17 protein-coding genes and 1 pseudogene are annotated in these 17,560 nt (G+C 63.1%); 13 read left to right on the forward strand and 5 right to left on the reverse strand.

Annotation, left to right across the window (positions count from 1 at the left end; translation table 11 throughout):
- Positions 1–10: 10 nt before the first annotated feature.
- The 5 genes from PYH37_RS05930 (at position 11) to PYH37_RS05950 (ending at position 6,174) form a co-directional block, all read left to right on the forward strand.
- The gene (locus PYH37_RS05930; protein WP_280730526.1) at positions 11–301 is read left to right on the forward strand and encodes a hypothetical protein; all 291 of its coding nucleotides are present in this window, start codon (positions 11–13) and stop codon (positions 299–301) included.
- A 29-nt stretch (positions 302–330) separates the two neighbouring features.
- Positions 331–2,334 carry an acetyl-CoA carboxylase biotin carboxylase subunit gene (locus PYH37_RS05935; RefSeq protein WP_280730527.1) on the forward strand — a complete coding sequence of 668 codons (2,004 nt, stop codon included), beginning with the start codon at positions 331–333 and terminating at the stop codon, positions 2,332–2,334.
- 252 nt (positions 2,335–2,586) lie between these two features.
- Positions 2,587–4,725 carry a methylmalonyl-CoA mutase gene (gene scpA, locus PYH37_RS05940; RefSeq protein ID WP_280730528.1) on the forward strand — a complete coding sequence of 713 codons (2,139 nt, stop codon included), beginning with the start codon at positions 2,587–2,589 and terminating at the stop codon, positions 4,723–4,725.
- Between the two features lie 117 nt (positions 4,726–4,842).
- The gene (locus PYH37_RS05945) at positions 4,843–5,430 is read left to right on the forward strand and encodes a VOC family protein (RefSeq protein ID WP_280730529.1); all 588 of its coding nucleotides are present in this window, start codon (positions 4,843–4,845) and stop codon (positions 5,428–5,430) included.
- Between the two features lie 51 nt (positions 5,431–5,481).
- Positions 5,482–6,174: a glutathione S-transferase family protein gene (locus PYH37_RS05950; protein WP_280730530.1), complete on the forward strand. Its 693-nt coding sequence runs from the start codon at positions 5,482–5,484 to the stop codon at positions 6,172–6,174.
- An 18-nt stretch (positions 6,175–6,192) separates the two neighbouring features.
- Here the strand turns inward: PYH37_RS05950 and PYH37_RS05955 are convergent, their stop codons facing one another.
- Together PYH37_RS05955 and PYH37_RS05960 are read right to left on the reverse strand one after the other, a co-directional pair.
- Positions 6,193–6,819 (reverse strand): hypothetical protein, encoded by a 627-nt coding sequence (locus PYH37_RS05955; protein ID WP_280730531.1) that lies wholly within the window; start codon positions 6,817–6,819, stop codon positions 6,193–6,195.
- Between the two features lie 30 nt (positions 6,820–6,849).
- Positions 6,850–8,244 (reverse strand): selenium-binding family protein, encoded by a 1,395-nt coding sequence (locus tag PYH37_RS05960; protein ID WP_280730532.1) that lies wholly within the window; start codon positions 8,242–8,244, stop codon positions 6,850–6,852.
- 214 nt (positions 8,245–8,458) lie between these two features.
- On the opposite strand from PYH37_RS05960, the gene PYH37_RS05965 reads away from it, so the two are divergent.
- Positions 8,459–8,758 carry a DUF1905 domain-containing protein gene (locus tag PYH37_RS05965; RefSeq protein WP_280730533.1) on the forward strand — a complete coding sequence of 100 codons (300 nt, stop codon included), beginning with the start codon at positions 8,459–8,461 and terminating at the stop codon, positions 8,756–8,758.
- A gap of 1 nt (position 8,759) precedes the next feature.
- On the opposite strand, the gene phnF is transcribed toward PYH37_RS05965, so the two are convergent.
- A complete protein-coding gene (phnF, locus tag PYH37_RS05970; protein WP_342394615.1) occupies positions 8,760–9,497 on the reverse strand; it encodes a phosphonate metabolism transcriptional regulator PhnF in 738 nt (245 codons plus the stop codon).
- A 97-nt stretch (positions 9,498–9,594) separates the two neighbouring features.
- On the opposite strand from phnF, the gene phnG reads away from it, so the two are divergent.
- The 7 genes and pseudogenes from phnG (at position 9,595) to PYH37_RS06005 (ending at position 14,807) form a co-directional block, all read left to right on the forward strand.
- Positions 9,595–10,065 carry a phosphonate C-P lyase system protein PhnG gene (gene phnG, locus PYH37_RS05975; protein ID WP_280732417.1) on the forward strand — a complete coding sequence of 157 codons (471 nt, stop codon included), beginning with the start codon at positions 9,595–9,597 and terminating at the stop codon, positions 10,063–10,065.
- A pseudogene (gene phnH / locus PYH37_RS05980) lies at positions 10,065–10,649 on the forward strand (phosphonate C-P lyase system protein PhnH); the annotation flags it as partial. The gene phnG and the pseudogene phnH, both read left to right, overlap by 1 nt.
- An 81-nt stretch (positions 10,650–10,730) precedes the next feature.
- A complete protein-coding gene (locus tag PYH37_RS05985) occupies positions 10,731–11,837 on the forward strand; it encodes a carbon-phosphorus lyase complex subunit (protein ID WP_280730535.1) in 1,107 nt (368 codons plus the stop codon).
- A complete protein-coding gene (locus PYH37_RS05990; RefSeq protein ID WP_280730536.1) occupies positions 11,834–12,712 on the forward strand; it encodes an alpha-D-ribose 1-methylphosphonate 5-phosphate C-P-lyase PhnJ in 879 nt (292 codons plus the stop codon). The genes PYH37_RS05985 and PYH37_RS05990 overlap by 4 nt, the downstream gene beginning before the upstream one ends.
- Positions 12,709–13,485: a phosphonate C-P lyase system protein PhnK gene (phnK, locus tag PYH37_RS05995; RefSeq protein WP_280730537.1), complete on the forward strand. Its 777-nt coding sequence runs from the start codon at positions 12,709–12,711 to the stop codon at positions 13,483–13,485. Before PYH37_RS05990 ends, phnK begins: the two co-directional genes overlap by 4 nt.
- A gap of 3 nt (positions 13,486–13,488) precedes the next feature.
- On the forward strand, positions 13,489–14,196 hold the full coding sequence (phnL, locus tag PYH37_RS06000) for a phosphonate C-P lyase system protein PhnL (protein ID WP_280730538.1): 708 nt from the start codon (positions 13,489–13,491) through the stop codon (positions 14,194–14,196).
- Positions 14,193–14,807 (forward strand): DapH/DapD/GlmU-related protein, encoded by a 615-nt coding sequence (locus tag PYH37_RS06005; protein WP_280730539.1) that lies wholly within the window; start codon positions 14,193–14,195, stop codon positions 14,805–14,807. Before phnL ends, PYH37_RS06005 begins: the two co-directional genes overlap by 4 nt.
- A 91-nt stretch (positions 14,808–14,898) precedes the next feature.
- Here the strand turns inward: PYH37_RS06005 and PYH37_RS06010 are convergent, their stop codons facing one another.
- Positions 14,899–16,614 (reverse strand): dihydroxyacetone kinase family protein, encoded by a 1,716-nt coding sequence (locus PYH37_RS06010; protein WP_280730540.1) that lies wholly within the window; start codon positions 16,612–16,614, stop codon positions 14,899–14,901.
- Between the two features lie 4 nt (positions 16,615–16,618).
- Positions 16,619–17,560 (reverse strand): sugar phosphate isomerase/epimerase family protein, encoded by a 942-nt coding sequence (locus PYH37_RS06015; RefSeq protein ID WP_280730541.1) that lies wholly within the window; start codon positions 17,558–17,560, stop codon positions 16,619–16,621.

A 17,560-nucleotide genomic window follows, 5' to 3' on the forward strand; every position in this document is an offset into this window, starting at 1 on the left:
GAAGTTTGCGATGAAACCGGAGCATCGACCCGTCATGACGCCTGAAGCGGCCGGCCGCGACCTTCGGCAGACGCTGTACTGGGTGGCGGTGAGTGCACTTTGCGGCATGCTCGTCGGCGCAGCTGTAGCAGGCGCGCTGATCTGGCTGAATATCGGCGCCGTTGCAACCCATATTGCGCGGGCAACCAATCCCTTCCTTGCTGTCGTTACGGTGGCTATCCCCTTCACCCTCCTTTTTGGCGGCGCGGCGGCCGCTTCCTCCGTCGCCTTGCTGCGTTACCGGCGAAAGTTCACGCGCTGATGCGACAGAAGGGATTCAAAGAGAAACGCATGTTTAAAAAAATCCTTATCGCCAATCGTGGCGAAATCGCCTGCCGCGTCATCCGCACCGCCAAGAAGCTCGGCATTCCGACCGTCGCCGTCTATTCCGACGCCGACCGCGACGCCATGCATGTGCGTATGGCGGACGAGGCCGTCCATATCGGGCCGTCGCCTTCGAGCCAGTCCTACATCGTCATCGATAAGATGTTGGACGCCATCCGCAAGACTGGCGCCGACGCCGTTCATCCGGGCTACGGCTTCCTTTCGGAAAATGCCGCCTTCGCCGAGGCGCTGGAGAAGGAGGGCGTCACGTTCATCGGGCCGCCGGTTCGGGCGATCCAGGCGATGGGAGACAAGATCACCTCGAAAAAGATCGCGGCACAAGCGGGCGTTTCCACTGTTCCCGGCCATATGGGGCTGATCGAGGACGCGGACGAGGCCGTTCGGATCGCGTCCTCCATCGGCTTTCCCGTAATGATCAAAGCGTCGGCCGGCGGCGGCGGCAAGGGCATGCGCATCGCCTGGAACGAGAGGGAGGCGCGCGAGGGCTTCCAATCGTCGAAGAACGAGGCGAAAAGCTCCTTCGGCGATGACCGCATCTTCATCGAAAAATTCGTGACCGAACCTCGCCATATCGAAATCCAGGTGATCGGCGACAAGCATGGCAACACGCTCTATCTTGGCGAGCGCGAATGCTCGATCCAGCGTCGAAACCAGAAGGTCATCGAAGAGGCGCCATCGCCGTTCATCGACGACAAGACACGGCGCGCCATGGGCGAGCAGGCGGTAGCGCTTGCCAAAGCGGTCGGCTACCATTCCGCCGGTACGGTCGAGTTCATCGTCGATGCAAAACGCAACTTCTATTTTCTTGAGATGAACACCCGTCTTCAGGTGGAACATCCGGTGACCGAACTCGTCACCGGCCTCGATCTCGTTGAGCAGATGATAAGGGTCGCCGCCGGCGAGAAACTCACGTTCGGCCAGGACGACGTGAAGCTTGACGGCTGGGCGATCGAAAGCCGGCTCTATGCGGAAGATCCTTACCGCAACTTCCTGCCGTCGATCGGCCGACTGACGCGCTATCGCCCGCCCCAGGAGGGCCGGCAGGACGACGGCACCGTCATCCGCAACGATACCGGCGTCTTCGACGGCGGCGAGATCTCGATGTATTACGACCCGATGATCGCCAAGCTCTGCACCTGGGGGCCGGACCGGACAACCGCAGTTGATGCGATGGCGGATGCGCTCGATGAGTTCGAGGTCGAAGGCATCGGCCACAACCTGCCCTTTCTCTCAGCGGTGATGCAGCAGCAGCGGTTTCGCGAGGGACGGCTGACCACGGCCTATATCGCGGAAGAATTCGCCGACGGCTTCCAGGGCGTCGAGCCTGATGAAGGGTCCGCGCGCAGGCTCGCCGCCGTCGCGGTGACGGTCAATCAGGCGCTGCAGGAGCGCGCCGGTCAGATTTCCGGAACGATCGGCAACCACCGACGCGTCATCGGCCATGACTGGGTGGCACGCCTTGGCGAGCGCGAGTTCCGGATCACCTGCCGAGCGTCCGCCGACGGTGCCTATGTCCGTTTTGCCGACGATCGTGCTGTTTCGGTCGCTACCGACTGGGTGCCCGGCCGCACGCTTGCCACCTTCAACATCGACAATCAGCCGATGGCCGTGAAGGTCGAGCTTGCCGGAACTGGCATCCGGCTGCGCTGGCGCGGGGTCGATGTGGTCGCCCGCGTCAGGACCCCACGGGTTGCCGAACTCGCCCGGTTGATGCCGAAGAAGCTACCGCCGGACACGTCGAAGATGCTGCTTTGCCCGATGCCCGGCGTCGTAACCTCGATTGCGGTCAAAGCCGGCGATACGGTCGAGGCCGGGCAGGCGATCGCGGTCGTGGAGGCGATGAAGATGGAAAACATATTACGGGCGGAAAAGCGGGCGACGGTCAAGCGCGTGGCGATCGGCGCCGGCGCGAGTCTCGCTGTCGATGAACTCATCATGGAGTTCGAGTGATGGAAGCGGGACTTCCAGGGGAGGCGTTGACACCCCCCTCTGCCCTGCCGGGCATCTCCCCCACAAGGGGGGAGATTGGCAAGGGGCGGGCTCGCCGCTTCCTCTGTACGAAAGCCTTGGCCGCGCTGCATGAGGTCGAAGTGGCGCAAAACGGTGCCTCCTCTATATCCCCCCTTGTTGGGGAGATGCCCGGCAGCGCCGAGGGGGGTGCCCCGCACAGCGAGCGAGTCCGCTTTGAATGGAGTGGCGCCGATGACTGACAAGACACTCAAAGACTGGGAAACTCTCGCCGTGCGCGAGCTGAACGCCTCGCCGGAAAGCCTCACCTGGCACACGCCGGAGGGCATCGACGTCAAGCCGCTCTATACGCGCGAGGATCTTGCCGGCATTGGGCACCTCGATTCGCTGCCCGGCTTCGAGCCCTTCGTGCGTGGACCGCGCGCGACGATGTATGCTGGCCGGCCCTGGACTATCCGGCAATATGCCGGCTTCTCCACCGCAGAGGCTTCCAATGCCTTCTATCGGCGGAACCTCGCCGCCGGGCAGCAGGGCGTGTCGGTCGCCTTCGACCTTGCCACCCATCGCGGCTATGACAGCGACCATCCGCGCGTCGTCGGCGACGTCGGCAAGGCGGGGGTCGCCATCGACTCGGTCGAGGACATGAAGATCCTCTTCGACGGCATTCCGCTCGACAAGATCTCGGTCTCGATGACGATGAACGGCGCGGTCATCCCGATCCTCGCCAATTTCATCGTCGCCGGCGAGGAACAGGGGGTCTCCCGCGACAAGCTCTCCGGGACCATCCAGAACGACATCCTCAAGGAGTTCATGGTCCGCAACACCTATATCTATCCGCCCGAACCCTCGATGCGGATCGTCGCCGACATCATCGAGTTCACGGCGAAGGAGATGCCGAAGTTCAATTCGATCTCGATCTCCGGCTATCACATGCAGGAGGCCGGAGCGACGCTGGTGCAGGAGCTTGCCTTCACCCTTGCCGACGGGCGCGAATATGTGCGCGCGGCGCTTGCCAAGGGGCTGAATGTCGACGATTTCGCCGGCCGGCTTTCCTTCTTCTTCGCCATCGGCATGAATTTCTTCATGGAGGCCGCGAAGCTCCGTGCGGCGCGCTTCCTGTGGACGCGGATCATGAAGGAGTTCGAGCCGAAGAACGCATCCTCGCTGATGCTGAGGACCCACTGCCAGACATCCGGCGTGTCCCTTGCCGAGCAGGATCCCTACAACAATATCATCCGCACCGCCTTTGAGGCGATGTCGGCGGTGCTGGGCGGTACGCAGTCGCTGCACACCAACTCCTTCGACGAGGCGATGGCGCTGCCAACGGATTTTTCCGCCCGGATCGCCCGCAACACACAGCTCATCCTGCAGCACGAGGCGGGCGTGACGAAGGTCGTCGATCCGCTCGCCGGCTCCTATTATGTCGAGAGCCTGACGAACGAGCTTGCGGAAAAGGCCTGGGCCTTGATCGAGGAAGTGGAAGCGGTCGGCGGCATGACCAAGGCGGTCGATGCCGGCCTGCCGAAGCGGTTGATCGAAGAGGCCGCGACGCGCCGCCAGGCGGCGGTCGATAAGGGCGAGGAAGTCATCGTCGGCGTCAACAAACACCGGCTCGAAAACGAGGAGCCGCTCGACATTCTCCAGATCGACAACTCGGCTGTCCGCGCAGCACAGATCAGGCGTATCGAAGAGACGAAACGGCGCCGGGACTCACAAAAGGTGAAGGAATCGATTGAGGCGCTGGCCGAGGTGGCAAGGAGCGGCAAGGGCAATCTGCTCGCGGCCGCCGTCGAAGCTGCACGGGCGCGCGCGACCGTCGGCGAAATCTCGGACGCGATGCGGCAAGCCTTCGGCGACCATACCGCGATCCCGGAAGTCGTTACCGACATCTACGGCAAGGCCTTTGAGGGCGACCCGGAACTCGGCGTGCTCGCCGGGCGGCTCGGCGAAGTCACCAAGCGGCTCGGTCACAAGCCGAAGATCATGGTCGCCAAACTCGGCCAGGACGGGCACGACCGCGGCGCCAAGCTGATCGCCTCGGCCTTCGGCGACATCGGCTTCGATGTCGTTGCGGGCCCGCTTTTCCAGACGCCGGAGGAGGCCGCAGAACTGGCACTGGCCGAAGAGGTTACTGTCGTCGGTGTGTCCTCGCTTGCGGCCGGTCACAAGACGCTGATGCCGCAGCTCGCCGAAGCGCTGAAGAAGCGCGGCGGCGAAGACATCATCGTCGTCTGCGGCGGCGTCATCCCACGACAGGATTATCAATATCTGATGGAGAACGGCGTCTCCGCCGTCTTCGGCCCTGGCACGCATGTGCTCGATGCCGCCCGCGCGCTGCTCGATCTCATCGAAGGCAAGCGGCGGAACGTCTGACGTTTGCGTGAAAGCGGAATGGCCCTTGCCTTCTCTTCGGCACGGGGGACAATTGGATGGTGCCGCGCCCAAACGGATTAGAAAAGTGCAATGCGCGGATCGCCAGGGAGGACGGCAATGCGAAAGCTTCAGGCGCAAGGAGTCCATCACATCACGCTCGTCGGCGCGGACCGGCAGACATCGATCGACTTCTGGGAGGGCATTCTCGGCATGCCCTTCATCTTCGAACAGCCGAACCTCGACAGGGCCTCGGAGAGCCATCTCTATTTCGATCCGGGGGACGGTCGCCTCATCACCGTCTTCACGGATGAGACTCGCAAGCCCGATCCGAAACGTACATCGACGGATACCGGCTGCGTCCATCACATCGCCTTCGCCGTTTCGCGTGCGACGTTCCAGCAGGCGGTCGAGCGTCTCACCGAACGGAGCATCAGGCACAGCGGCGTGAAAGATCGCGGCTTTATGGATTCGATCTATTTCGAGGACCCGCTCGGCCTCCTGATAGAACTTGCATCCTATCGCTTCGAGCCGCCGCCCGGGCATACCCATGCCGACGTGCTGATGGAGGCACATAGGATCAGGACCGCGCGCGGCGACTACAACATCGCCGAAGTGCATCTCGCCGACGCAATCGAGGCGCTGATCGAACGCGCGCGGCCGACGCTGTCGGCGGACCGCGCAGCGAAGAACCCATACCCTTCATGATGGTCCGGCGAAGATCGTTACAATAGAAGAGAGCAAGAGGGAGGATCGGACATGGCCGCGATAAAGCTCAATGTCATCAAGCCCAGCGTCAACAACATGACGGTTCGCGTGTTCCTGAGGGCGGCAAAACTCGATTTCAGCGAACATGACGTCTACGGGCAGACGCGCTCCGCCGAATATCTGGCGCGGGCGCCCTCGCATCTGACGCCGATGATCGAAACGGCGGATCTCCCCAAGGGCGCGCTCTGGGAAAGCTGTGCGATCATGCAATATCTCTGCAACAAGCATGGGCTCGATGGCTTTTATCCGAAGGATCCCGAGACGCGCGCGATGATCGACAGCGCGATGTTCTACCTGATCGGCACGTTCTATCCCTATCTCGCACGAGCCACCTACCCGGCGCTCAATTTCCCGCAATATCCGGGCGAGGTCGGCCATAGCGACGCCGATGCGGAAACCAAGGAGCGAGCGCGCAAGGCAGCCGTGGAGGCGATCGCCGAACCGCTCGAGGTCTTCCACATGTTCTATATGGGCGATAAGCCGTTCATCGGCGGAGCCAAGCCGTCGATCGCCGACATAAGGCTTGCTGCAACGCTCGAGTTTCTAGCGGTGATCGACTACCCCCTGCCGGATTGGGCGAAAACCTACATGGCAAATATGGAGACATCGCTCGGCAACGCTTACGCCGAACCCGCCGCAGACGTCCGGTCCTATATCGATTTTGTGAAGTCGCAGAGGCAGTAGGATCAGCGGCGAGCGAACTCATCCGATGAGGAGAATGAGGCCGGTCGCGCCGAGTGCAATCGTCCAGAGGCGGTCGAAGTTGATCCACGCCGAGCGCAGAGCCTGAAGACCGAGCCAGCCGAAGACGATGAGTGCGACCGCCGCAGTGACGGCGAGCATCGCGACGGTATGCACGCTAATGGCGGCAAGCGAGACTGGAAGCGAGTTGGTCATGCCGACGATCCCGGCGTGATCCGCGAGGCAGAGGTTCAGGACCGCAGGCACCAGCATCAGTCCCGCCCCATGGCTCGTCGCCACGAGGAAGGACCATAGCGCGAGGCCCGTCATGCCGGTGCGCATGCCGACCCTGACGCGGTGGCGATGTCCGTAAAAGCCGAGATATCCGGCCACACCGAGAATGGCGAGGGCGGTAACGAACTGTAGGTTACGCAAATCCACGACCGCTCCGAATGCGGCCAGCATGATCAACACCATCGCGATGGAGGCGGCATGGCCGATGGCGATCGGAACCAGGGACAGCCAGACGACGCGCACACTTTGCCGGTGGAGACCGAGCGCCACGGCGAAGAGCCAGCCCATCGCGGGGTTGGCGCCGTGAAACGCTCCAAGGCCCGCCAACGATATCCAGGGCCAGAAATCCGTCATTCGCAACGGTGGGACGCCGCCCCACATCCCTCATGGATAGCAGTAGGAATCCGAAGAGCAATCGCCGCCTTCGAGCCGAACCTGATGCGGGCGGTGGCCCTTCGGCCAGTCGACGAAGAAATTCTCGTCGAAGGAAATCCCGCCATTGTCGCCGGCGTCCAGCTTCACCATCCAGCCATCAATGCCGTCCGGGTAGAATTGTGGATCGATCGCGCCGTAGAGTGAGTTGGTGAAATAGATTCGTTTGCCGTCACGGCTGATTTCCACCATCTGCGGACCACCGTTGAGCGCGCCGTTTGCGGCCTTCGGATGCGTCGCGCGGGAAACGATCCCGCCGATCCGAATCCGCCCCGTCTCTTTGGGCGCGAGGGGATCGGAAACATCATACTGGATCATGTCGCCCGTGCCCCAGCAGGAAACATAGAGGAAACGATCATCCATCGAGAGATCGATATCGGTGACGAGCGGCGCGACTGCCTTGAAGTCCTTGAGCACGGGCGGCAACAGATCCGGATCGGCCGGCTCCGCCGGAATTTCGATCACTTTCTTCGCCGCCCACTGATCGCCGTCGCGATACCAGGTCCAGATCGATGCGGAGAGATCCTTGAGGCTGATGACGCAGCCGACGAAGCCGTAGGCCTTGGTCGGATCATGGGCAGGACGCAATTCGAAGACGAGTTGATGTTCCTCGCCGAAGTCGATTTCCTGGAGGTGCTTGCGCTTGTGCAGGTCCCAGAAATGCAGCTTGCGTCCATAGTTTGAGCCGAGAAGCACTTCCGGAACAAGACCATTTTCGAAAGTATCGGGCGTACCCCATTCGCTGGTGATCATCGTGTCGTGACCGAGATGCCACCAGAAGTCATAGGCGAGCCTTTGCGGTCCGCGATCCATCTCCCATTGGCCGAGCACGTCGAAACTATCATGGTCCAGCAGGAAGATGCCGCCCGGCGCATTGCCGTCGCGGTCCGCAAGCGCGTTGACGTAGATTCCCTCGGGTCCGCAATGAATCGTGTGCAATCGGGAATAGTTTGCCCTATCGGCGATTTCCGAAGGCCCGATGACGCGGACGATCCGCGGGTTCCTGGGATCGGGTTTCGTATCGACGATGTGCAGCCGCGACGACCTCAGCCCGGGCACGACGAGGTAGCGGCGCTCCACATGCGGATGCGGCGCGTTCGGACACAGGCAGGACGAACAGGCGTTCCAGCCGAAATGATGGAGCTCGTCGCCGACATTCGGCATGTCCACCTGCCCGACGATTTGGGAATAGCTCGCAGATGCCGGATCGACATCGATGACGGCGATCGCGTCCGGCCGTTGCCGGTCGGGATCAAAGGCCGCCACGTAGGCGATCGTCTCTTTCGGAGCCTTCGCAGCCATGCGCGGAGATGGATAGAAGGAAGGATCGGGTCGCCACGTCGTCATTTCCATTCTCCCCCAGAGAAGACAATGCGTGGATCCTGATGCAAGCTTAGTAGATGCGGCAAGAAGACGTCGGAAATGCGGCGCGCTCGCCTTATTTGGGGGCGCACGCGCGCTGTGTGGATATAAGTGTCAGGCCAATCGCCGGCAGCACGGCGGCGATTGAATTCGAAATCGCGCCGAGGAAAAATGGTACGAAGCTAGATTAGAGGAGCAGATGAAAGAATTCGAGTTTGATGCGGAGCTTTGGCTCTATCCGGGAAAAGGCGGCTGGGATTTCGTCACGCTGCCGAAGGACATTGCGCGGCAGATCAAATTCCTGGCCGAACCAAAAACGCGGGGATGGCGTAGTGAACCCGTGATCGCACGGGCAGGCAACACCGAATGGACGACGTCGATCTTTCCTGACAAGGCATCGCAGTCGTTTCTCCTGCCGGTCAAATCGGGAGTACGCCGGAAGGAAAATCTGGCCACGGGACAATCCGTCCGGATCGAACTGACCCTGAACCGCACCTAGACTAGGTCTCTATCCGAAGCTTCATGCGGTCGGCGGCAAAGCGGGTGCGTGAATATTCGACGGGCCGGCCTTCGAGATCGGCATTGACCGCTTGCGCCTCCAGGATGATCGCGCCGGGCGACAGCTTGAGGAGGGCGAGCTCGTCCGTATCGGCATGCCGCGCGACGATCTCCGTCGAAACGCGGACGTAGTCGTCGAGCCCCTGGGCCGCGAAGGCCTTGGTGACGGAACCGAGACGGGCATATTCCTCGGCCATTTTCGGGAAGCGGTCGGCCGGAAAATAGCCGACGGCTACTGACAGCGGGCGACCGTCGCCGCTGCTGACGGTACGCAGCTCGATGAGCGGCGCGCCCGGCGAAAGGCCGAGCGGCGCCGCGGTCTCGTGGCTCGCCGGTACCTCTCTATGATCAAGCAGCTTGGAGCCGATTTCCTTTACCTGCCGCCCGAGCCCCTGCGAGAAGCGGGTGCGGCGAGAGATCGGGTACGTCACCCGCTCCTTGCGCTCAATGAGCGTGCCGCGCCCCTGCACGGCGCGCACAAGCCCCTCCTCCGCAAGCGCTGCCAAGGCACTGCGCACCGTGTGGCGGTTGACGCCGAATTCCCGCGCCAGTGCCATCTCCGGCGGAACCATGCCGGTCGCGTCGTAATCGCCATTGCTGATCGCCAGCCGGATACGATCGGCGATCTGCCGCCAGAGCGCCACGCCTGTCTGCCGCTCGACCATTTTTCTCACTGCCATTTTCGCCATTGATGTCACAAGCCTGTCATTTGCGAGCGCTAAGAAAGAGTATAAGATGTATAGTTGTCTAGATCAATAGACATTTCGAGGTACGATGATGGACGCAACAAAAAAACATGAGGCCCTGCCCGAGGCCGCCGAACGCAGGGAAGGCATGCGGCTTCTCGCACGCGCTACTCTTAGCGAACTCTCGACCGCTTGGGAGGCGATCGCCGACAAGCCGGAAGTCGCGCTCGTACGGGGTCCCGAAACAGGACTGGTCATGGTGCGCGGCCGCATCGGCGGCGGCGGGGATCCTTTCAACCTTGGCGAAGCAACTGTGTCCCGCGCCACCGTCCGGCTCTCGACCGGCGAGATCGGCCACGGGCAATTGCTCGGCACCGACAAGGAGCGCGCCCGCTTTGCGGCGATCTTCGACGCGCTTTTGCAGAATGAGGCGCATCGACCGGCCGTCGACGCGCTGCACCGGCGGATTGCGGCGCGCATCGGGGCCGAGGACCGCCGCAAGGCGGCGGAAACAGCCGCGACCCGCGTTGATTTCTTCACCATGGTGCGGGGAGACGACTGATGGCATCGCAAATCTACGCCGGCGCCTTCGCCGATCCGGTCTTCGAGGCGCAATCGGTGTTCCGCGCCTTCATGGATAGTTTCGCCCAGCCGGGCACCGTTGGCCGCATCTCCGCATTGGCGACGCCGCCGTCCCCGCTCTGCCGAGCGAGCGGCGCCGTTGCCCTGACGCTCTGCGATCACGACACACCTGTCTGGCTTTCGCCAGCGCTTGCCAAGTCCGCCGTGCCGCGATGGATCGCCTTCCACACCGGCGCGAGCCTGACCGAGGACAAGGGCGAGGCCCGCTTTGCCTTCATCGAGAAGGGCGGCAGCGTGCCGGGCTTCGATCAGTTCGCCCTCGGCACGCAGGAATTTCCCGACCGCTCGACGACGCTGGTCGTCGAAGTCGAAGCGCTGACGAGCGGCCAGCCGCTGATCGCGCGGGGGCCAGGGATCAAGGATGAGATCGAGGTAGCGCCGTTGGGGCTGCCGGATGTCTTCCTCGATTTCTGGACCGCCAACCGCGCCGTTTTCCCGCGCGGCATCGACCTCGTGCTCACAGCGGAGGACGCGGTGCTCTGCCTGCCGCGCACGACGAGACTCTCATTTGATCGAAGTGAGCGGGATCCGGGCGGAAAGCCGCTTCACACTTTTCCTCATCCCGCTCCGGAGGAGGCGTGATCCATGTATGTAGCCGTCAAAGGCGGAGAAGCCGCCATCGCCAATGCCCACCGCCTCCTCGCCGACCGCCGTCGCGGCGACCGTTCTCTGCCGTCGATCACCATCGAACAGGTCGTCGCACAGCTTGGTCTTGCGGTCGACCGGGTTATGGCGGAGGCCTCGCTCTACGATCGCTCGCTTGCCGCACTGGCGGTACGTCAGTCCCGCGGCGACATGATCGAAGCGATCTTCATCCTGCGCGCCTACCGCACCACCCTGCCCCGCTTCGGCTATTCCGAGCCGATCGACACCGCGAACATGAAGGTCGAGCGCCGCGTCTCGGCGACCTATAAGGACCTGCCGGGCGGCCAGCTTCTCGGCCCCACCTTCGACTACACCCATCGCCTGCTCGATCCGTCGCTGATCAACGACGAACCCGTCGCCGAGCCGGCGGTCAAGGAGCCGGGCGAGCAGGTGATGCGCGTTTCCGACATCCTCGGTGGGGAGGGCCTGATCGAAGGCGACGGCGAGATGCCTGAAGGCCATGTGATGGGTGATCTCACGCGTGAGCCGATGGAGTTCCCGATGCCGCGCGATCTTCGATTGCAGGCGCTTGCCCGCGGCGACGAGGGCTTCCTGCTGGCACTCGCCTATTCCACCCAGCGCGGTTATGGCCGCACCCATCCCTTCGTCGGCGAGGTCAGGATCGGCGAGGTCGAGGTCGAGCTGGATCTGCCGGAACTCGGGTTTGCAGTGTCGCTCGGCGTCATCCGCGTCACCGAATGCCAGATGGTCAACCAGTTCAAGGGTTCCGCCAAGCAGCCGCCCCAATTCACTCGCGGCTACGGCCTCGTCTTCGGCCAGAGCGAGCGCAAGGCGATGTCGATGTCGCTTGTCGACCGGGCGCTCAGGACCGACGAGTTCAACGAGGACATCGTCGCGCCCGCCCAGGACCAGGAATTCGTCATCTCGCACGCCGACAGCGTTCAGGCGACTGGCTTCGTCGAGCACCTGAAGCTGCCCCACTACGTCGATTTCCAGGCCGAACTCGACCTAGTGCGACGCATGCGCCGCGACTATGAGGCCGCCCGCGCCGGCGGTGAGGACGGCATGAAGGAGGCCGCCGAATGAACGACCTTGCCACCTACAATTTTGCCTATCTCGACGAACAGACGAAGCGGATGATCCGGCGGGCGATCCTCAAAGCCATTGCGATTCCCGGCTACCAAGTGCCCTTTGCCTCGCGCGAAATGCCGATGCCCTATGGCTGGGGCACCGGCGGCGTGCAGGTCACCGCCTCGATCCTCGGGCCGGACGACGTGCTGAAGGTCATCGATCAGGGGGCCGACGACACGACCAACGCGGTCTCGATCCGCGCCTTCTTCCAAAAGGTCGCCAATGTGGCCATCACTACGAAGACAAAGGAGGCGACGATCATCCAGACGCGGCATCGCATTCCCGAGGAGCCGCTGAAGGAAGGCCAGACGCTGGTCTATCAAGTGCCGATCCCCGAACCCCTGCGTTTTCTGGAGCCGCGCGAGACTGAGACGCGCAAGATGCATGCGCTCGAAGAATACGGCCTCATGCATGTGAAGCTCTACGAGGACATCGCCCGCAACGGCCATATCGCCACGACCTATGCCTATCCGGTGAAGGTCGAGGCTCGCTATGTGATGGACCCCTCACCGACGCCGAAGTTCGACAATCCGAAGATGCACATGTCGGAAGCGCTGCAGCTCTTCGGCGCCGGACGCGAGAAGCGGATTTACGCCGTGCCGCCCTATACCGAGGTCGTCAGCCTCGACTTCGAAGACCATCCCTTCGAGATTCAAAAATTCGACAGGCCCTGCGCGCTCTGCGGTGCCGAGGACGTCTATCTCGACGAAGTTGTGCTCGACGACAAGGGCGGACGCATGTTCGTCTGTTCGGATACCGACCATTGCGAAGACCGACGGGCGCACGGCCATGCCGGCCCGATGCTCGCCCGCCAGGAGGCCGCAGAATGAGTGCCGTACCGCTTCTGAAAGTGAACGACGTCTCAAGGTTCTACGGAAGCCGCATCGGATGCCGCAATGTCTCCTTCGAGCTTTATCCGGGCGAGGTGCTCGCCGTTGTCGGCGAGTCCGGCTCTGGCAAGACCACGCTGCTTTCCTGCCTTTCGACCCGGCTGATGCCGACCTCCGGTATCGTCGAATACCATATGCGCGACGGCCAATACCGCGATCTTTCCCGCATGGGTGAGGCCGAACGGCGCTTTCTTATGCGCACAGACTGGGGTTTCGTGCACCAGAATCCGGCCGATGGGTTGCGTATGACGGTTTCCGCCGGCGCCAATGTCGGCGAGCGGCTGATGGCTATCGGAGATCGCCACTATGGGAACATCCGCGCCGCCGCGATGGACTGGCTCACCCGTGTCGAGATCGGCGAGGACCGGATCGACGACCAGCCGCGCGCTTTTTCCGGCGGCATGCGCCAGCGACTGCAGATCGCCCGCAATCTCGTGACCTCTCCGCGCCTCGTCTTCATGGACGAGCCGACCGGCGGTCTCGACGTCTCCGTGCAAGCGCGCCTCCTCGATCTCGTGCGCGGGCTCGTGCACGATCTCGGGCTTGCGGCGATCATCGTCACGCACGACCTCGCAGTGGCGCGGCTCCTTTCGCACCGGATGATGGTGATGAAGGATGGCGCCGTCATCGAACAGGGGCTAACCGATCGCGTGCTGGACGACCCACGCGAGCCCTATACCCAACTCCTCGTTTCCTCCATCCTCCAGGTGTGACCAATGGCTACTCCCCTTGTCGTTTCAGAAGTCGCCAAGAGCTTCACCATGCATTTGCGCGACAGTGTCCGCCTGCCTGTCGTCGCCAATGTCTCCTTCTCGGTGAAAGCTGGCGAATGCGTGGTGCTCGGCGGCCCCTCCGGTGTCGGCAAGAGCTCGATCCTGAAAATGCTATACGGCAATTACGGCGTCGATGAAGGCCAGATCCTGATGGAGCATCACGGCCGCCTCGTGAACCTTGCGGATGCCGAGCCGCGCATGGTGCTGGAGGTACGTCGCACCACGCTCGGCTATGTCAGCCAGTTCCTGCGCGTCGTGCCGCGCGTTTCCGCGCTCGATATCGTCGCCGAGCCGCTTCAGGCCCGCGGCGTGGCTGCAGCGGAGGCGCGCGGACGAGCGGCCGAGCTGCTTTCAAAGCTGAACCTCCCGAAAGAACTATGGTCCCTGCCGCCCGCCACCTTCTCTGGCGGCGAGCAGCAGCGCGTCAACATCGCCCGCGGCTTCATCACTGACCATAGAATCCTGCTCCTCGACGAGCCGACCGCGTCCCTTGACGCGAAGAACCGTGCCGTCGTCGTCGAGATGATTGCCGCGAAGAAAGCCGCCGGAACGGCGCTGGTCGGGATTTTCCACGACGAGGAAATCCGTGATGCGGTCGCCGATCGCATCATCGACGTTTCGGAGTTCTCGCCGAGGAAGCACGCCGCATGAGCCAGAAACTTGGGCTGGAAGCCGTCATTCATCCGACCGCCAGCGTCACGAACTCGACGCTCGGCCGCTACACGGAGGTCCACGAACGCTCTCGGCTCGACGAGGTCGAGTTCGGTGACTATTCCTACGTTATGCAGGACGGCTCGATCTGGTGCGCCACGATCGGCAAGTTCGTGAACATCGCCGCCGCCGTTCGCATCAATGCCACCAACCATCCGACTTGGCGCGCGACACTGCACCATTTCACCTATCGCGCGCCGATGTATTGGGAGGATGCCGAACCCGATCACGATCTCTTCGCCTGGCGCCGGCAGAACCGCGTGAAGATCGGCCATGACGTCTGGATCGGTCATGGCGCGACGATCCTGCCCGGCGTTAGCGTGGGCAATGGCGCAGTGATCGGCGCCGGCGCCGTCGTCTCCAGGGACGTTGCGCCCTACACGATTGTCGGCGGGGTGCCAGCCAAGCTCATCCGCGAGCGCTTCACGGCCGAGGTGGGCAAAGGCATGGATCGCCTCGCCTGGTGGGACTGGGACCACAATAAGCTGCGCCATGCGCTTGATGACTTTCGGCACCTGAGCGCCGAGGAGTTCCTGATGCGGCACGGCTGATGGAGCCTGAAAGGCGAAAAGGCGCGGTGGGAGGTCCGCGCCCTTTCTATGAGGAATCCCGCTACGAGCGTCAGGCCGACTACTCGGCCCCTCAGGCGTCGGCTTCCTTCAGGAATTCGGCGGCAACTCGGGCCGTCAGTGCCAGTGAGATCGCCCCCGCGTCCGGATGACCGATGCTCCTTTCGGCGAGCGGCCGCGCGCGGCCGAGCTTGGGCGTCAGGCTCGACGTGGCATCGGCTGCTTCCTTCGCCGCTTTCGCCGCGAGGTTCCATGCTTCGCTGAGCGGCTTGCCGGAAGCTGCCTGCTCCTCAAGAGTCTCGACGAACGGTACCAGCGCGTCGACGAGCGTCTTGTCACCGATACGGGCCCGGCCGAGACGTGTAACCCCATCAAGTGCCAGACGCGCACCCTTGATGATCGCCGCATCGCTCGCCCTCTCGTCGTCGCTGAAGGCATTGCTCCAGGAGCGGAGCGCAAGACCCCAGATCGCGCCCGAAGTGCCGCCGGCGCGGTCCGCCCAGGCGTCGCCCGCTGCCGCCAATACGCTTGCCGCCCCCGCGCCTGCGGCAACCGCCGCGTTCGCCGCATCGAACGCTGCTGCCGAACCGCGGCGCATGCCCTGGCCATGATCGCCGTCGCCGGCGATCGCATCGATGCGACCGAGTTCCTCTTCTGCATCCTTGAGTGCATCGGCGATCCTGCCGATCAGCCGGGCAATGCATTGGCCGCTGTCTCGCGAAGCCGAAGATGCCGGGCTGAAGGACTGCCGGCCCTCGGCTTCGATGATTTCCTCGGTCGCCGGTTCAGCGGCAATGATCATACCCTTGCGAAGCACCGGTGCATCGCAGGGCGCGCGCCAGAGCGCTTCCAGCTCTTCATCGAGCCAAAGAAGCGATAGAGAGCAGCCCTGCATATCGAGACTGGTGACGAACTCGCCGCACTCAGGATCGACAACTTCAAGACCTGCCTCTGCCAATTCCTTCGCGACCTTGGTCCAAAGCACGAAGAGTTCTTCGTACTTTGTCGAGCCGAGACCGTTCAGCACCGCCGCGACTTTGCTGGTGCCGGCCAGCCGTTCCGCCAGCAGCTTGCCGGTGAGGAGCTTCGCGAGCTCGCCTGCCGTCGCGATCTTCTCTTCGCTGATACCCGGCTCGCCATGAATGCCGAGACCAAGCGCCATCTGGCCCTTCGGAACGGTGAAAAGCGGCCCGGCCGCACCCGGCAGCGTGCAACCCCCAAAGGCGACGCCGAACGAAACCGTCCGCTCGTTAGCAAGGCGCGCCAACCGCTCCACCTCATCGAGCGACTTGCCGGCCTCGGCCGCCGCCCCGGCGATCTTGAAGACCACGAGGTCACCGGCAATACCGCGGCGCCTGTCGGGCGTTTCGACCGGAGCGCTTGCGACATCGTCCGCCACCGGCAGCACGCGCACGTCGATGCCCTCGCCACGGAGGCGCTCGGCTGCAAGACCGAAGTTCAGCACGTCGCCGGCATAGTTGCCGAAGCCGAGCAGCACGCCGCCACCCTGATCCGCGTGGCGGCAAACGCGGGCAACCGCCGCCGTCGAGGGCGAGGCGAAGACATCGCCGGCAACTGCCGCATCCGCAAGTCCCGGCCCGACATAGCCGGCAAACGCGGGATAATGGCCGGAACCGCCGCCGATAACCACGGCGACCTTGCCCCTGGGCACCTTGGTCGAGCGCACGACGCCACCCTTCACGAGGCGGGCGTTACGCGCGTGGATGGCATAGAAACCGGCGAGAGCGGTGGTGGCGAAGTCTTCCGGAGCGTCAAAGATGGTCGTCATCGCTTCAAAGTCCCTGTTCGCGAGGCAGAATGCGTCTCAGATAATCGCGGTTCGCGGCGCTGATGGAAAGACCGTCACCGCCGTAGTGCTCGCAGAGGAAGGGGCTCTCAAATCCGTGCGCCAGGGCCATGCGGATTGCCGCACGGTAGTTGATGACGCCGAATTCGAGCGGAGCCGGGTGGGTAACGATTAGGCCCGATGCCGCATCCTCCGTGCGGTTGTAATTCTTGACGTGCCAGTATTTCGCGAAAGGCGCAACCTTCGCCATCATTTCCTGCCAGTGTTCGACCGGCCGGTGCAGGCGGATGAGATTGCCGAGGTCGGCGTTGATGCCGACATTGGCAAGGCCCACTTCGTTGACGAAGCGGACGGAGCTGCCGGCCGTGCCGAGATAGGTATCCTCGTACATCTCGAGCGCGACCTCGATGCCCAGATCTTCCGCATGCCGGCCGAGTTCACGAACGCGGGAGACCGCCTTCTGCCAGGTCGCAGCATCGTCTGGGTTCTTCTCGCCATCGACGGTCCAGAACCAGAGCACTTTCTTCTGCGTCTCCGTTAACGGACCGAAGAAGCCGAAAGATACCGAACCTGCGCCTACTGCGGCGGCTGTCTCGATGACCCGGTGTCCATAGGCAAGATATGTCTCACCATGTTCAGGATCGATGAGGCTGCGCCTTGAGGTCGAGATAGCCGGGATCGCGAGCCCGAGGGAGCGTGTCAACGCGACGAATGCTTCGAGACGATCATGAGACAGATCGGCAAGCCGTATCCAGCTGTCCGTCGGATCGAGTTCGGTGAACCCGGCGTCCACCACATCGTCGAGCGTTGCCGCCCATTCTTCCACTGACTGGTCCTGGACGGAGCGCCCGTTCGGCAGGGTATTCGGATACTGGACCATTGCGGCCGCAATCGGCCAGTTGTCACGGTTCCATTTGCGTGGGGCCAT

This window comes from Sinorhizobium numidicum (assembly GCF_029892045.1).
In the GTDB taxonomy this organism is placed as follows: Bacteria; Pseudomonadota; Alphaproteobacteria; order Rhizobiales; family Rhizobiaceae; genus Sinorhizobium; species Sinorhizobium numidicum.

Bases quoted from the DNA above. Each gene is read 5' to 3' on its own strand.
- scpA (WP_280730528.1), top strand. From the start codon at position 2,587: ATGACTGACAAGACACTCAAAGACTGGGAAACTCTCGCCGTGCGCGAG.
- PYH37_RS05960 (WP_280730532.1), bottom strand. From the start codon at position 8,244: ATGACGACGTGGCGACCCGATCCTTCCTTCTATCCATCTCCGCGCATG.
- phnF (WP_342394615.1), bottom strand. From the start codon at position 9,497: ATGGCAGTGAGAAAAATGGTCGAGCGGCAGACAGGCGTGGCGCTCTGG.
- PYH37_RS06010 (WP_280730540.1), bottom strand. From the start codon at position 16,614: ATGACGACCATCTTTGACGCTCCGGAAGACTTCGCCACCACCGCTCTC.
- phnK (WP_280730537.1), top strand. From the start codon at position 12,709: ATGAGTGCCGTACCGCTTCTGAAAGTGAACGACGTCTCAAGGTTCTAC.
- PYH37_RS05985 (WP_280730535.1), top strand. From the start codon at position 10,731: ATGTATGTAGCCGTCAAAGGCGGAGAAGCCGCCATCGCCAATGCCCAC.
- PYH37_RS05950 (WP_280730530.1), top strand. From the start codon at position 5,482: ATGGCCGCGATAAAGCTCAATGTCATCAAGCCCAGCGTCAACAACATG.
- PYH37_RS05955 (WP_280730531.1), bottom strand. From the start codon at position 6,819: ATGACGGATTTCTGGCCCTGGATATCGTTGGCGGGCCTTGGAGCGTTT.
- PYH37_RS05935 (WP_280730527.1), top strand. From the start codon at position 331: ATGTTTAAAAAAATCCTTATCGCCAATCGTGGCGAAATCGCCTGCCGC.
- PYH37_RS06005 (WP_280730539.1), top strand. From the start codon at position 14,193: ATGAGCCAGAAACTTGGGCTGGAAGCCGTCATTCATCCGACCGCCAGC.
- PYH37_RS05945 (WP_280730529.1), top strand. From the start codon at position 4,843: ATGCGAAAGCTTCAGGCGCAAGGAGTCCATCACATCACGCTCGTCGGC.
- PYH37_RS06015 (WP_280730541.1), bottom strand. From the start codon at position 17,560: ATGGCCCCACGCAAATGGAACCGTGACAACTGGCCGATTGCGGCCGCA.
- PYH37_RS05965 (WP_280730533.1), top strand. From the start codon at position 8,459: ATGAAAGAATTCGAGTTTGATGCGGAGCTTTGGCTCTATCCGGGAAAA.
- PYH37_RS05930 (WP_280730526.1), top strand. From the start codon at position 11: ATGAAACCGGAGCATCGACCCGTCATGACGCCTGAAGCGGCCGGCCGC.
- PYH37_RS05990 (WP_280730536.1), top strand. From the start codon at position 11,834: ATGAACGACCTTGCCACCTACAATTTTGCCTATCTCGACGAACAGACG.
- phnL (WP_280730538.1), top strand. From the start codon at position 13,489: ATGGCTACTCCCCTTGTCGTTTCAGAAGTCGCCAAGAGCTTCACCATG.
- phnG (WP_280732417.1), top strand. From the start codon at position 9,595: ATGGACGCAACAAAAAAACATGAGGCCCTGCCCGAGGCCGCCGAACGC.